Raw genomic sequence first — 15124 nt, 5'->3', positions numbered from 1 at the left:
TTCAATCATGACGTACTTTCTGGGAATTGATGTCTCTACAACCGGCGTAAAAGCCCTGTTGATGGACGAACAGGGTCAGGTGGTGGGTACGGCAACCACCGAGCAACCGCTCTACACCCCCTTCCCCCTGTGGAGCGAGCAGGACCCGCAGGACTGGTGGGCGGGTACAGTGAACAGTATCCGCAAGGTCCTGCAACAATGCGGCGTGGATGGCAGTACCGTGCTGGGGATTGGGCTAACCGGTCAAATGCACGGGCTGACCCTGCTGGATGAAGAGGGCAACGTCCTGCGCCCGGCGATTTTGTGGAATGATCAGCGCACGGCCCGGCAGTGCGATGAGATTCGTGAGCGTCTGGGCAAGTCCCGGCTGATTCAGATTACCGGTAATGATGCCCTCACCGGTTTTACCGCGCCAAAAATCCTCTGGGTGCGTGAGAACGAACCGGACATCTATGCCCGCGTGCGTCACATTCTTCTGCCAAAGGATTATGTGCGCTACTGCCTGACTGGCGAGTTTGCCGTGGATTGCGCGGATGGGGCAGGGACCATTTTGTTTGACTTACGTCAGCGCACCTGGTCAGATGAAGTGCTCAACGCGCTGGAGATTCCACGGGAGTGGTTGCCCAAAACCTTTGAAGGCCCGCAAATTACCGGTCGCCTGAATGCCGAGGCAGCCCGTGTCACCGGCCTGAAAGCGGGAACGCCGGTCATGGCGGGCGGGGGTGATCAGGCGGCGCAAGCCGTAGGAGTGGGCGCGGTTCAGCCGGGCATTGTTGCCCTGACCCTGGGAACTTCAGGGGTGGTCTTTGCCACAACCGGTGAGCCATTCATCGAGCCAGAGGGGCGCCTGCATGCTTTCTGCCACTCGGTGCCGGGCCGCTGGCATCTCATGGGTGTGATGCTTTCCGCCGCGGGAAGCCTGCGCTGGTTCCGCGATGCCCTTGCCCCGGGAGTCTCATATGACGACTTGCTGGAGCCTGCTACCGATGTGCCCATGGGGAGCGAGGGTTTGCTTTTCCTGCCTTATCTGACCGGAGAACGCACGCCCCATCCTGATCCGCTGGCGCGCGGCGCGTTTGTGGGCTTGACAGTCCGGCACACCCGCGCCCATATGACCCGTGCTGTGCTGGAAGGTGTGGCGTTTGGCTTGCGGGATGGCTTTGAATTGATGAAATCATCCGGCTTAACGCATATTGAGCAGGTGAGGGTTTCTGGCGGCGGTGCCCGCAGTCTGCTGTGGCGGCAGATTCTTGCGGATGTGTTTGATGCCGAACTGGTGACGGTCAATACCACCGAAGGCGCGGCTTACGGCGCGGCGCTCCTGGCTGCCGTGGGAGCAGGAGTCTGGAAGACCGTGGACGATGCCTGTTCTTCTGCCATCCGCATTACCGGTTCTACCGCTCCGCGGCCTGAGGGGGTAGCCTTTTACCAGAAAGCCTATCAGGGTTACCGGCAGTTGTATCCGGCGCTTCGGGATCTTTCCCATACTCTCAGCACATGGTGACCTGTTTTGACTGCGTTCAACGCCCCGTATCAACGCGGGGCGTTTTTACTCCTCGGGGAAGAAGTTGTTTTGCAAGAGCCGGCGTGCAGTTTCTCCCTGCAGGTTTTTGCGCTTCCGCAAGGCGAATACTTTAAGAGACAATTTGTCCATTGAACGCTCTTAAATTGCAGGATTGGGTAAGGGTTGTGTTATCATCAATTGACTATGGTGACTGAAAAAGAAATTCTGAGTCTGTCTCAGGAAGTTGGGGTTCTGTTACGCCAGCGTGGCTGGTATCTTGTCACGGCAGAGTCCTGTACTGGCGGTCTGATTGGCAACTGGATTACAGACATCCCGGGCTCTTCGGATTATTATCTGGGGGGCATTGTTGCTTACGCCAACGGGGTCAAGCAAACTTTGCTCAATGTTCCTGAAACAATTCTGATGCAATTTGGGGCGGTGAGCAAGGAAGTAGCCTGTGCCATGGCAACAGGCGTCCGGCATTTGTTTGCCGATCAGGTGGCTCTGGAGAGACTGGTTGGCGTTGGCGTGACGGGCATTGTCGGTCCCGGCGGCGGGACGCCTGAAAAACCGGTAGGGCTGGTGTGGATTGCGGTGGAAACGCCTGCCACCCGGCGGGTGGAGCGTTTTCTCTGGCAGGGAGACCGTCTCCAGAACAAAGCCCTTTCCGCTCACAAGGCATTGAGTATGATACGAGAAGAGTTACTGGATGAGGAGGAATTTTTCCATGGGAAACGGTGAAAAAAAACGGGTGCTGATTCTGACTGCGGATGCTGGTTTTGGGCATCGCAGTGCCGCAAATGCTGTGGACATGGCGTTGAAGCAGAAGTACGGGGATCTGGTGGAAACCATTGTGGTCAATCCTCTCGATGACCGCCGCACGCCATTTTTCCTGCGCGATTCACAGGCGGATTATGATCGTCTGGTGCGCCGCGTGCCCGAACTGTACAAACTGGGTTACGATGCCAGCGATACGATCATCACCAGCGCCATTGTAGAAAGCGCTTTTACCGTATTGCTTTACGAAGTCATGCTTGACCTGGTGCGCGAGACCCAACCCGACGTGATCATCACCACCTACCCCATGTACCTGAGCCCGCTGGAAGCCATCTTCATCATGTTCGGGCGCGATATTCCTCTGCTCACAGTGGTGACCGATCTGGCAACCGTGCACCGCATGTGGTTCAACAAAGCCGTGGATGCCTGTCTGGTACCCAATGAAATCGTGCGCGATTTAGCCATTAACTACGGGTTAAGCCCGGAACAGGTCTACATTACCGGCATTCCGGTCAATCCGGCGCTGAACCGCAGGGAAGGGAGAGATAAACTTTCCTTGAGGCGCGCCCTGGGCTGGCGGGAAGATTTGACCACTGTTCTGGCGGTGGGCAGTCGCCGGGTGGATCGTTTGCTGGATTCCCTCAACGTGCTCAACCATTTTGGCGCGCCATTACAGTTAGCCGTGGTGGCAGGCAAAGACGAAAATCTTTACGCGCAACTTCAGGAAGTTGAGTGGCATGTGCCGGTGCACCTCTATGAGTTCGTCACCAACATGCCCGATATGCTTCTGGCGGCAGATTGTGTGATGACCAAAGCCGGCGGACTGATCGTGACCGAATCGCTGGCGGCGGGCTGTCCGATGATGTTGATTGATGTCATCCCCGGACAGGAAACGGGCAATGCCGAACTGGTTGTTAGAGGAGGAGCGGGCGATTTAGCCCGCAGTGACCTGGAAGTACTGGAGGTCATGGCGCACTGGTTGATGGATGACCGGCGTTTGTTGCAGGAACGGGCGCAGAACGCCGCCGCCATGGGGCGTCCTCAGGCTGCGTTTGAGGTAGCCGATCTGGCTTATCAGTTTGCCCTGCGGGGTCCAGTACGTCACCGTCACCTCTTCACCCGCCGTACCTTGATTGACCTCTTCAATCGCAATCAGGTGCGCTGGAGCCGTACAGGCGATTTGAGCACCCTCTCGCAGTCTGAGGACCAATCTTCGTAAAAATTATGGTATAATATCGCCCGCCACACGAAAAAGGCGAGTCTGGAGAGGTAGCGTAGTCTGGCCTAACGCGCGCGCCTGGAGAGCGCGTGTACCGCAAGGTACCGTGGGTTCGAATCCCACCCTCTCCGCCTCTTTTTTTAAATAACTCTCTATACTGGAAAATGCACTGACACGATGAAAACCGTCTTAATTACCGGCTCAACGGATGGTATTGGAAAGCAAACCGCTCTGGAACTGGCGCGCAGAGGATGGCGCGTATTTCTCCATGGACGCAATCTCCGGCGGGGGGAAGAAGCCAGACGGGAGATTCTCCGCCAGGTGCCGCAGGCAGATATCACCTGCCTGAATGCCGATTTCAGTTCGCTGGAGGAGGTGCGTCAACTGGCGCGGGTGGTGCTTTCCCTCACACCGCGTCTGGATGCTCTTGTCAACAACGCCGGGGTATTTCTCCATCAGCGCCTGCTCAGCCGCGACGGTTTCGAAATGAATTTTGCCGTCAATCATCTGGCGCATTTTCTGCTCACCAATCTTCTTCTTGGGTTATTACAGTCCAGCGCGCCGGCGCGTGTGGTGACGGTGAGTTCGGTCATGCACCGCAACGGACGTCTGAATCTGGAAGACCTGCAAATGGAGCAGGGGTACACGGGTTCCCGCGCGTATGCCGCCAGCAAACTCATGAATGTGCTCTTTGCAGCAGAACTGGCGCGCCGCATGGAGGGCAAAGGGGTGACCTCGAACAGCCTTCATCCGGGCGTGGTTGCCACCAAAATGCTTCGCGAGGCGTTCCCTTCCCTGCAAGGGTCTTCTCTGGAGGAAGGGGCGGCAACCAGCGTATTTCTGGTCACGGCGCCAGATCTGGAAGGGGTGACGGGAAAATATTTTGAGCATGGACAGATGGCTCCCTGTCATCCGCTGGCGGAAGACCGCGAGGTATGCGCGCAACTGTGGGATATCAGTGCGCGGCTGTCGGGATTGATCTAGGCTTCACCGCGTGATTCGCGGGCAAATCGTTCGAAAAATTCCCGCAAATAGGCATCACGTTCCTCAGCCATCTGGCGTGCGCTGGCAGTGAACAGGCGCTCTTTGATTTTCCTCAATTTGAACAGGTATTCATGGTAGGCGCTGTGTGGCTCTCCGGGTTCGAGGGTGCCGGTTTCCAGGAATTGCCGGGAAGGTTCCGCGTAAAAGGGCTGTCCATTCAGTGCGGCGTAGGCAATGACCCGTGCCACGCCGACTGCGCCGAGCACGTCCAGTTTATCGGCGTCGAACAGCACTCTGGCTTCAACAGTTCGGGGAGTTTCTCCAGTTCCGCGATAGCGGTGGGCGCGGATGCAGTGCTGAACGGCTTCAATGCGTTCTGTGCTCCACCCTTCGGCGCGCAATACGAGGGCGGCAAATTCCGCCGAGGCAAGGTGATGTTCCTTGCGGGCTGTTTCTCCCGGCGCGCTTCCCACGGCGTCGTGCAAAAGTACTGCCGCGTGCAGAATTTCCCAGTCGGCGCCTTCAAGGGTGCCCAGACGTTGGGCGGTCTGATAAACTCGCAGGATGTGGTCAAAATCGTGTACGCTGTCGGCGCCGACGTACCAGCCGCGCGCCTGTTCAATGGTGGGCATAAAAAGGTCTCCTTGCTGGGTGGATTATACCGGGGAAGGTCAGGATATCAAACAATCCATAGAATGTGGGGCTTGAGTTCGGCAGGGTTGAGAGGGCGGGGCTCATTTTCTTCCAGTGTCCACATTTGATCCAGACTAATCCCGTGGTATACCCTGAACAGGGCAAGATTGCTGGGGTTTTCGGCTTGAATCAGGTAGATATCCCCGATGAGTGCATGCAGTTCCCCACGTAAAGAAAGCGGATAAGGACTTTCCAGAGGAATGCTGGATGCCGGCATGAACAGGAAACTGCGCAGGTTCTGCACCGGTGAGATGGTGCGCAGAAGCGGCTCACTTTTTTGCGCCATGCGTTGAGCAATCAAATCTGCACGGCTGGAGAGGTAATGGAGAAAACTCAACACGGTGTTGCCGGGCTGTTCACGAAGCAACCATGTCGAAAAGGTCTCTCCCAGCATACGGATGAGGTGGCTGGCAAGGGCTTCGGGCGATAAACGGGGATCGCTCAAATCCAGTTCCTCGCCTTCGCTGTCTGAGGCACGTTCTACAGGAAGAGGAATGCAAAACCCGCCCTGTTCCCATTCAGCGCGGATCACGCCAGAGTGCAGGAATTGTTCGATCTGTGCCGGAAACTCTTCCAGAAAACCCTGTTTGACGGATTGAAGGCGATGACGCTCAAAGTGCTCATCAATGACCAGTTCCCGGGAAGGGATGCGTTCTTCTTTCTCCAGTTCGCGTTTCAATCCAGCCAGTTCTATACGGGCAATGTTATAGACGCTGTCTGGATGGAAAATTAACGCCTGGAGCAGGTTCTGGTAGAAACCGTTCAGTTTCTCCAGCAGGGTTGCCATTTTTTCGGCAATTTCCAGAATGGTTTTTACCACCACCTCCCGCTGATGATAGAAGACCTGCTTTTGTTTGAGTTCCAGAAATTGACGTTCAGCATCCTGCACGTGTCCTGGAATTAATTTACCGGTGAAGGAACGGCGGCGCGATTCCCACTGCTGTTGCGCCTCGCGAATTTGCTGACGGAGCGTTTCATCCTCAGCCTTTTCACCCTGTTTTTCCCAGAGGTTTAAAATAGCCTGTAAATCGGCGACATATCGCCGTGCCGCTTCCAGCAGACGTTCCAGGTAAAGCCCCGGCGTTCCCATTTTGGGGTCCGGGGTGGTAAGGCGTTCAACCAGGGCGTGCAGGAAAATATTCCAGTGCGCCTCGCGGAAGGGTTGAAGGCTTTCGGGCATCTCGGCGCCGGAAGGTAAGGCATGTTCTGCGCCCTCCGCCTGATACAGGACCATTTTCCAGGCAGTCAGCCCACGGGTTTTCAGGCGTTCGCGTTGCGCTTCCCATTGATTGGCAGGAATTTCGGCAACCTGGACGATATCCTGCAAAATCCCCGAACGGTGAAGTCCTTTCAGCCACTCGCTCAGTTTCCCGTAAGGCGAATCCGGGCGAAGGGCCAGCGGTTCAACCAGATGAAGAGGAACCTCGCTGATGGGATCGCATTCTACCGGCAGGAAGGTTTGCAAACAGTCCAGGATCAATTGATAACGGGCTTGATTCAGCAAATGGTGGCTGGGATGGACGATCGAATACACGCCCACCGTATCGAAGCAGGCGTTTCCCCGATAGGGCGAATATTCAGCGGCTTCTTCCAGCACAGCGCTGACCTGAGCATCCATCTGGTAGAAAAGGATGTCGGCAGCGGTCGGGATGGCGTGCACTTCGGCAGGCAATTCGCGGGCGTTGCAATCCAGAATCTGCACGCTATCGAAAGGACGCTGGTTTAGCCCAGTGGGGACCTCCTCCACAGGAGAGGAGGAATACAGCGGATAGGGTTTGTTCCACGGGCGTTCTCGCTGCAAGGCTTCCAGTTCTTTAAGCACCACAAAGTGACGCAGGCGGTGTTCGCGCTGGATGGGCAGGCTGGTTTGCAGGGCTTCCGGTGTCAGAAAGACGCCTGTCACCCGGGGTTTCATCCCGGAAGCAAGGTAGCGGCACAGGTGCGCCATATCCACAGCCCAGGCGCTTCCCGTCAAGCCAAAAGTGCTGGCGACAATGAATACGTCCAGCCGGTGTACTTCTTTTTGTTTGAGGGCTTCAAGCGCTTCGTTCAGAATCCCCAGGACCTGGGAAGCGCTGCCCCGCTGAAGATCCTCCACAAACAGGGTTCTTACCCCACCGCGGGTTTGCTGCGCTGACTCTGCCTGACCTTTCGCCGCATCGAGGCGGGTCAGAAAAGCGTGAGTTTGCGGCAGTTTGCCGGTCGTCCCTGTGGGTTGGTGCCGATCGAGGGCTAACATTTGAATCCGCGTTTCCAGGGAAGATGGCTCAATGGCAAGTTTCTGGCGCAGGCGCGCTACGATCTGCGCGCCGATTCCGCCCAACCCGATGACTAACGCTCCACGGTTCATTTCATGACCTTCCCACGTTTGATGACCTGTTCAACCAGATTGACCCCGAAGCGGTACCCCAGATGACGGTAATCGTCCACGGAGAGGATGAGCACGTCCGCCTGCTTGCCCACCTCCAGCGAGCCGATGCGGTGTTCCTGTCGAATTGCCGCCGCCGCATTGATGGTTGCCGCGGCAATGGCTTGCGCCGGGGTGAGTTTCAGGTACCGGCACGCCAGCGCAATGACGAACTGCATGTTACCGCACCAGGCAGTGCCGGGATTGAAATCGCTGGCAAGCGCAAGGATGCCATTGGCTTCCAGAATGGCTCTGGCAGGGGTGTATTCCGATTCTGCCAGTCCAAAGGGTGTGCAGGGAAGGCTTACGGCAACGGTCTGGCTTGTGCCCAGGCGTTCAATTTCCTCGGGTGAGGTCTTCACCAGATGATCTACCGAGACAGCACCCAGTTCCATAGCCATGCCTGCGGCGCCCAGATTTTCAAACTCATCCGCGTGGATTTTGAGCGGGAAGCCCAATGCGCGGGCGGTTTCGAGAATCCGGCGGGACTGCGGCAGAGTAAACGCGCCCCGTTCACAGAATACATCCACAAAAGGGAGCGGGCGGGCATTGGCGTGACGAATCCACCAGCGGCGCAGTTCCGGTAACATCATATTACAAATTTGATCGACGTATTCATTGGGGGTGTCACGGTACTCTTCAGGGATGGCGTGCGCCGCCAGAAAGGTGGGGTGAATTTCCAGCCGGTTAAGTTCGTCCAGACGAAGCAGGGCTTCCATTTGACGCAATTCAGATTGCCATTCCAGCCCGTACCCGGTTTTGGCTTCAGCAGTGGTGGTGCCGTGACGTAACATCACCCCGGCGCGTTCGGCGGCTAAGGCGACCAGTGTTTCAAGGCTGGCAGAGCGCGTTGCCCGCACGGTGGAGAGAATTCCCCCGCCGGCTTGCAGGATTTCCAGATACGTTTTGCCCTGCAGGCGCATCTCGAACTCAACAGCGCGGTCGCCGGCGAAAACCAGATGGGTGTGTGGGTCCACAAACCCCGGCATGACCACTTTTCCCCGGGCATCCAGGCGGGGTTCGGTGGGATATTTTGCCAGCAGGTCGGCAGTTGTGCCAACATCGGCAATCTGTTCACCCCGAATGAGCAGTGCGCCATCTTCAATGATGCCAGGGTTTCCCAGCGCTTTTCCCCGTTGCGGTCCCCCGGCAAACGTGAGCAGTTGACGGGCAGAGTGGATGAGCATGTTAAGATTATAGACCGAATCCGGATGAAAAAAATCAATCCCCTCGAGGGAATTCTCGAGGGGATTGAGGTGAAATACAAGAGGAATTACTTCAGGATAACCGGCACATAGGTGAAGCGGTCAAATACCTTTACCACCTCAGCCCGTTTGACCGTGGCATCCTCGGCGTTGTGATGGTAGAGCAGGAGCAGGTCGCCAGCATCACGTCCGACGGTGTAGTCCACCTGCACGGGGATGTCGTCACCGTAGAACCAGACCGGCAAGCCCGTGAATCCACCCGAGGTATCCAGCGCCGGATGGGCTGCGTCATAGGTCATGACGTCACTCACATCCACTGCGTTATCCGCTTCGCGGGCAAAGGTGACCACGTAGAAGTCGAACTCGCTGTCGGCGCTGGTGAGGAAATCTGCCGTGTACACCGGCAGGACCACCACGCTGTTATTGAAAACGACGGTGTCCAGATAAGCGGGGGATACGGCATTCACATAGGATTCGACCATCATGCTTCCGGTAGAGAGATTGTACAGCACCGTCACAAATGTATCGGTGGGGTTGCTACCGCCTGTTGCCCGCCCGTAGTTCCAGGTAAAGAGCACGTAGTCGTCAACACCGTCCTGATTCACGTCAATGTAAATGTCGAATTCAACTTCGTTGAGCGTGGACCACTGCCCGTGGGTGGCAATGCCAAAATACATCACCGCATCAGGATCTTCCACACCGGTTGTCGGGTAGAGGTGGGCATCGGTCATTGCGCCAATGTACTTCAGGTCGGCGCCGTCCAGCACTGCTTCCAGTGCCGGATTGCCGGTGTTCAGATTCTCGTTGGGGCTGGTACCCATCAGTTCAAAGGCGGTGATCAGAGCAATTTCTCCGACGGGCGGTGCGGCAATGCTACTGGTATCAACATTCGTACCGGTGGTGGTCACCTCAGCGTAACCAGTTCCGTCCACTGTCACACTGCTCGAAGCGGCGCGCAGGGTGGAAGCCGGGCGCGGGGCGGCGTAGTAAGGCAGGCGCAACGCCGTACCGCTGGCTGGGGTCAATACGATCAACCCGCTGGCTTCTGCCATCCAGAACCTGGAGATCGTCTGGGCGGAACTCATCGTGGCATCGCGCGGGTGGGTCATTCCGGCAGGGTCTGCGGTCATCTTCAGTTTGAATTCCACACTTCCGCCTGCCGGCACGGTCAGGCTGGTCAGCGGCGCATCACTGCTATCGAGCAGTTCAAAGGTCACGCCGGGAACCTGTGTGCGCTGGACGATCGAGGGTGTGTAGGTCACGGCAGTGCCGCCCTTGTTCACCACCCGCACCGTCTTGGTCCAGGAGGTCAGCGCGGTAACCTGCGGCGCACCGAACGAAACGCTCACGGCGCCTGCATCCTGCGCGTTGTAGAGGACGACCTCGTTGGTCAATGCGGCTGGTACATTCACCCGCCCGGCGCCTACCCGTTGCGGCGCAAATTTAGTGGCTCCGGGGGTGATGTCATAACTGGCGGTGTTCATCACATTGGCTTTGAGTTCTTCCACCGTCCAGGTGGGTTTCCACTGGCGCATCAAAGCCATCACGCCGGTCATGTGCGGCGCCGCCATGGACGTGCCGCTCATGCTGGTGCCGTATTTTCCGGTTCTCACCGCAACCGAGTAAATTGTATCGCCGGGGGCGGAGATGTCCGGCTTAAGGGCGGAATCCACCCGGCGCGGCCCGCGGCTGGTGAAGGAAGATGGGAGGTCAACCAGCGCAGGATTGGGACCGGCATCGGCACGGCGGGTGTATCGCCACTGCGCGGAGAGGGTCACGTTTACGGTTTCAGAGCCCAGTGCGGTAATCAATGCATTTCCAACAGGAAGGCTGGTCATTACCGAAGGAATGGTGATAGTGGGATCGCTTCCGCCCATGACAAAGGGTTCACCCGCTGCATTGTTGAACACGATCACCGCTACAGCGCCAGCGTTCTGGGCATTCTTGACCTTGGCAACAAAGGTACAGGTTCCACGACTGATCAGGGCAACTTTACCTGTAAAGGTTCCCGGGGCGAATGCGTTGCACCCCAGGGGGTTGGTTGAATCGTAAGCAAGATCGGCGGTAACGTCGCCTACCACTGCCAGATCAGGCCCAAAGGCGGCTTCCAGAGCCGGGTGAAGGCCCGCCAGACTACCGGTATTCACACGGAACTGGCTGGTGGTGTTGATGTTTCCGGCATCCTGTGACGAAGCCACACTGATGGCGCGGGTTGCCACGCCCGGCGCTCCGGTGATATAGTGGGTATCCGCACTGTTGCCTGCCGAAGCCACCACAATTACCCCCACCAGCGCGGCGTTGTTGGATGCCACCGCTGAGGTGTCAAATTCGGACCCATAGGAGGACCCCAGTGACATGTTGATGACATCCAGGCGGTCATCGAATTTACCGTCACCGTTCGGGTCGGTTGCCCATTCGATAGCAGCATCGGTCAGATTGGTGGAGCCACTGCACCCGAAAACGCGCAGGGCATACAGTTTTGCCAGCGGCGCTACGCCCGGACCGATGTCCATGGCAGTGGTAAACGGTGTGGTAGTGCTGTAACCACCCGTGTAGGTGGTGCCATCGGTGTTGGTGCCAAATCCAGCCACAGTGCCGGCTACATGCGAACCATGTCCGTTGCAGTCCATCGGGTCAGGGTCGGGTTGAGGCACGCTGGCAGGATTGCTGGCATCGTAGGCATCGCCCGCAAAGTCGTAGCCGCCCACCACTTTGGCACTGGGGTAACCATCGGCAAAGCCGGGTTCATCAACGGTGAAGTCGTTGGTGTCATAACCGGTGCCTGGACCACCGAAGTCGGTGTGCAGGTAGTCAATACCGGTATCAATGATGCCGACCTTGACGCCTTCGCCTCGCACAAAGTAATTCTGCCAGACCTGCGGGGCGCCGATCAGCGGTACGCTGTAGTTGTTATCCAGTTCCTTGGGCACCAGCGGATATACGCCCTTGACGCCCGGCAGTCTGGAAATTTCGCGCACTTTGCTGGCATCGACTTTCATGTAAATGCCGTTGAAGACGCGCTGGGTCTGGAAAAGCACCTTTTGCCCAATGCCCGCCGCGGTCATTCTGGAAAGCAGGGTTGCCTGTGCCGCCTGCAAAGCCTGCAGACGACTGGCAGCCAGTTCGTTAGCGCTTTCCAGACCCATGGTCTCGCGGGCTTTGGCAAAGGTCACCGCGGTTGGTTCGCCTTCCAGTTCAACGACAATATCCACAATACCGCTCTTCTGACTCAGCCGCTCCACCGCATCGGTAGAAACTTCGCCAGAAAGGCGTTCAGCCTTAAACTGCGGTCGTTCCGTCGGACCGCTGGATTGCGCTACGACCGGCGCAGGGGAGTTCCACCCAAACACCAGCGCCACAACCATGATGACAGAAAGAACATTCCAAAGAAGTTTTTGGGGTTTCATACGTGAGTGTCTCCTCGTTTAGCGAAAGAATTACTAGAGAAACAGATTGAATCAGGTGATGATGCAGGCACGCCTTGCCGGGAATTTCGCTGAACCACCTCCTTTCTGGGACACCACAAAACAAGAAGAGAGGTGCTCTTCTTGCCGGGAGAGAAAAGATGATCGAAACGCAGACGCTTTCAGTGGAAAAGGTTTTCCCTGACCTTGCAGAAATGAAATGTTTACCGTATTCATCCTAGCAAGATTTGGGTTTCAAGTCAAGTTTCTTTGAGGATTATTTTTTTCATCACCCTGCATCATACCAGTCGCGCCGGGTCAGGGGGAACCCGCTTGCGCCCTGAGCGGCAGGTTTCACCAGCAAACTTTGATAGATGTTCAATCGCCCGGTGGCAAAGCCGTGCGCCGAACCGGACATGTAGATGCGCCAGACCCGGTAGGTGGGCTCTTCCACAAACTGCAGGGCTTCTGCGTGATGCGCCTCCAGACGGGCAACCCAGTGTCTGAGCGTCAGGGCATAGTGTTCGCGCAGGCTTTCCACATCGCGCACTTCAAAGCCAGCCTCTTCGGCGGCGCGCAGGGTGGTGGAAATGGGCACCAGTTCACCATCGGGAAAGACGTAAGCATTCGAGAAGGATTGCGGATTCCAGCCTTTTTCGATGGCGCGCCGGGCAATCCCGTGGTTCAGGAAAACTCCACCCGGTTTGAGCAGTCGGTATGCCCGCTCAAAATAGACCGGTAAAAGTTTCTCGCCCACATGTTCAAACATCCCTACGCTGACCAGCGCATCGTATTGTTCCCATTCTTCCACTTCCCGGTAGTCCTGAACCCGCACGCGGGCGCGCGCCTGTAACCCTGCTTCGGCAATGCGTTGCTGAGCCAGGCTGGCTTGTGGTTCACTGAGGGTGATGCCGGTGGCGTCCACTCCGTATTTCTCGGCGGCGTAGATCACCAGTCCACCCCAGCCACATCCCAGATCGAGAATCTTTTGTCCCGGCTTCAATCTTAATTTTCGGCAGATATATTCCAGTTTGTGTTCCTGCGCGGTGTCCAGATCCCGGTCTGGCGATTCAAAGTATGCGCAGGAATACACCATGCGCTTCCCCAGGAAGAGGCTGTAAAAATCATTGGAAACGTCGTAGTGGTAGCGTACTGCCTGTCGGTCTCGTTCAATGGAATGGGGTTTTCCGGAGAGTCGTGCCGCTCCGCGTTTGCTGATGCGCGGATTCTGCTGGTTGGGCAGGCGCAAGAGGTCCCGGGCGATATCCAGTTTCTTCTGCCACTGGTTGGTGCGCTCTGCCAGTATTTCTGCCAGAGGGAACACTGCTTCAATATTCCCTTCAATATCAAAGTCATTGTACAGATAGGCTTCCACCAGCCCGACCTCGGTACCGGGCAACAACATGGCGCGCAGGGCGCCGGGATGGTTGAGCACAATTGTGGCACTACCGGGAAAATCCCCTTGAGGATAGTGAGTGCCGTCCCATAATCGGAAACGAACGCTATCCAACCGATCAGTTGGAAATAAGCGTTCTAAAAGCGACAGGGTAATATCCCGTGCGTAAACCTGCTGTTGAACGGTTGGAGAAACCATTTTGCACCTCCTGATAGAGTCAACCCCCAAAACGCTGAAAGGCTATGGAAGATTAACGCTGAAACAGGCTGATGCTTTCAATGTGGTAGGTTTGCGGGAAGAGGTCAAACGGAGTAGTCTGTTCCAGCCGGTATCCGCCGCGAATCAGCCGTTTGGCGTCCCGTGCCAGGGTGGCGGGGTCGCACGAGATGTAAATGATCGTGGGGGCGCCCATGCTTAGAATGGCATCCAGGGCTGCCAGTTCCAGCCCTGCGCGGGGCGGATCCACCACAATGACTTCGGGATGTACCTGTAAGGACGGCAGAATTTCCTCTGCCGTTCCCATGTACAGCGACACATGATCAAATTCGTCCAGGTTGACGGCAAAATCATCGCAGGCGCTGGGCGCCGACTCGATGCCAATGAGATTCCGCGCGCGCGGCGCCAGAAATGCGCTGAACAATCCAACCCCGCAATACACGTCCAGCACCGTCCCCGGTTGATCTGCAGGCAGCAGAGAGAGGACATGTTTCACCATGGCTTCTGCCATGGGGGTATTCACCTGGAAGAAAGATCCCGCCGATACGCGGAAGGGGCGTCCCAGCACTTCCATCACCACATGGTCATCGCCAGCCAGCACCAGCGTTCCGGCTGGTCCCATATGCGCCACAGAAACAGGCAGTTCTTCTACTGAAATTGCAGGCGGGTTCGTCTCCAGACTTTCCAGAACCAGCAGAATCTCCCCATCCGCGCCAAGCCGCAGGGAGAGACGTTCCAGGTCCGGCAGAGGTTCAGCCTGAATTTGCTTCCAGATCTCCAGCAGCGCCTCTTCCGGCAGATGACATTCCTGAACGGGAATAACTGTGCGGTCGTCGGTGGCGCGAAAGCCCAGTTGCCCATCCGGGGTGAGGTGAAACTGCACGGTGTTGCGGTAGTTCCAGGCTTGTGGTGAGGGGATGATCAACCGCACAGGCGGGTCCGCAATACCACCGATGCGCTGCAGTTGCTCCGTCAGGATAGATTGCTTGACCGTCAACTGCAGGGAGTAATCCATGTGCTGGTAATGGCATCCGCCGCACTGCGCAAAGTGCGGACAGCGGGGTCGAATGCGTGCCGGCGAGGGCTGTACGACATCCATCAGGGTAGCGCGGGCAAAACCGCGTTTTTCTTCGGTTAACTTCACCAGTACCCGTTCTCCGGCAAGTGCAAACGGTACAAATACCGCCCGCCCATCGGGCAGACGTCCCATGGCTTCGCCGCCATAGGTCATTTGCGTTAAATCGACCAGATGAAATTCGCCCACAGTTTCATTTTACCTGTTTTTCAAAAATGAGTCATAATGATTACAGATTCATAAA

General features: G+C 56.9%; 10 protein-coding genes and 1 tRNA gene. 5 read left to right on the top strand and 6 right to left on the bottom strand.

Annotated features, from left to right (window positions below; genetic code table 11):
• Positions 1-7 precede the first annotated feature (7 nt).
• From xylB to LHF31_RS01465, 5 genes are all read left to right on the top strand, one after another.
• Positions 8-1504 carry a xylulokinase gene (gene xylB / locus LHF31_RS01485; RefSeq protein WP_298002801.1) on the top strand — a complete coding sequence of 499 codons (1497 nt, stop codon included), beginning with the start codon at positions 8-10 and terminating at the stop codon, positions 1502-1504.
• Between the two features lie 204 nt (positions 1505-1708).
• Positions 1709-2245, top strand: coding sequence for a CinA family protein (locus LHF31_RS01480; RefSeq protein WP_298002804.1), 537 nt, complete (start codon positions 1709-1711; stop codon positions 2243-2245).
• Complete coding sequence (locus LHF31_RS01475) at positions 2232-3500, top strand: glycosyltransferase (RefSeq protein WP_303773264.1); 1269 nt, start codon at positions 2232-2234, stop codon at positions 3498-3500. Before LHF31_RS01480 ends, LHF31_RS01475 begins: the two co-directional genes overlap by 14 nt.
• Before the next feature lie 44 nt (positions 3501-3544).
• A tRNA-Ser gene (locus LHF31_RS01470) sits at positions 3545-3631 on the top strand.
• 46 nt (positions 3632-3677) lie between these two features.
• Entirely contained in the window at positions 3678-4484 is an 807-nt protein-coding gene (locus tag LHF31_RS01465; protein ID WP_298007731.1) for an SDR family oxidoreductase, read from the top strand.
• Here LHF31_RS01465 and LHF31_RS01460 read toward each other — a convergent pair.
• From LHF31_RS01460 to LHF31_RS01435, 6 genes are all read right to left on the bottom strand, one after another.
• Positions 4481-5116, bottom strand: coding sequence for an HD domain-containing protein (locus tag LHF31_RS01460; RefSeq protein WP_298007733.1), 636 nt, complete (start codon positions 5114-5116; stop codon positions 4481-4483). The two genes, LHF31_RS01465 and LHF31_RS01460, sit on opposite strands and share 4 nt — an antisense overlap.
• A gap of 47 nt (positions 5117-5163) precedes the next feature.
• Positions 5164-7527, bottom strand: a complete 2364-nt coding sequence (locus LHF31_RS01455) for a tubulin-like doman-containing protein (protein WP_298007735.1) — start codon at positions 7525-7527, stop codon at positions 5164-5166.
• Positions 7524-8771, bottom strand: coding sequence for an imidazolonepropionase (gene hutI, locus LHF31_RS01450; protein WP_298007738.1), 1248 nt, complete (start codon positions 8769-8771; stop codon positions 7524-7526). The genes LHF31_RS01455 and hutI overlap by 4 nt, the downstream gene beginning before the upstream one ends.
• Positions 8772-8857: 86 nt before the next feature.
• Complete coding sequence (locus tag LHF31_RS01445; RefSeq protein WP_298007740.1) at positions 8858-12196, bottom strand: S8 family serine peptidase; 3339 nt, start codon at positions 12194-12196, stop codon at positions 8858-8860.
• A gap of 286 nt (positions 12197-12482) precedes the next feature.
• Positions 12483-13787, bottom strand: a complete 1305-nt coding sequence (locus tag LHF31_RS01440) for a cyclopropane-fatty-acyl-phospholipid synthase family protein (RefSeq protein WP_298007742.1) — start codon at positions 13785-13787, stop codon at positions 12483-12485.
• A gap of 52 nt (positions 13788-13839) precedes the next feature.
• On the bottom strand, positions 13840-15069 hold the full coding sequence (locus LHF31_RS01435) for a class I SAM-dependent RNA methyltransferase (RefSeq protein ID WP_298007744.1): 1230 nt from the start codon (positions 15067-15069) through the stop codon (positions 13840-13842).
• Between the last annotated feature and the right edge of the window lie 55 nt (positions 15070-15124).

This window comes from Anaerolinea thermophila, from assembly GCF_020723905.1.
GTDB lineage: Bacteria > Chloroflexota > Anaerolineae > Anaerolineales > Anaerolineaceae > Anaerolinea > Anaerolinea thermophila_A.
The sequence above is the reverse complement of the archived record's forward strand: the minus strand, read 5'-3'. Positions and strand labels throughout refer to the sequence as shown.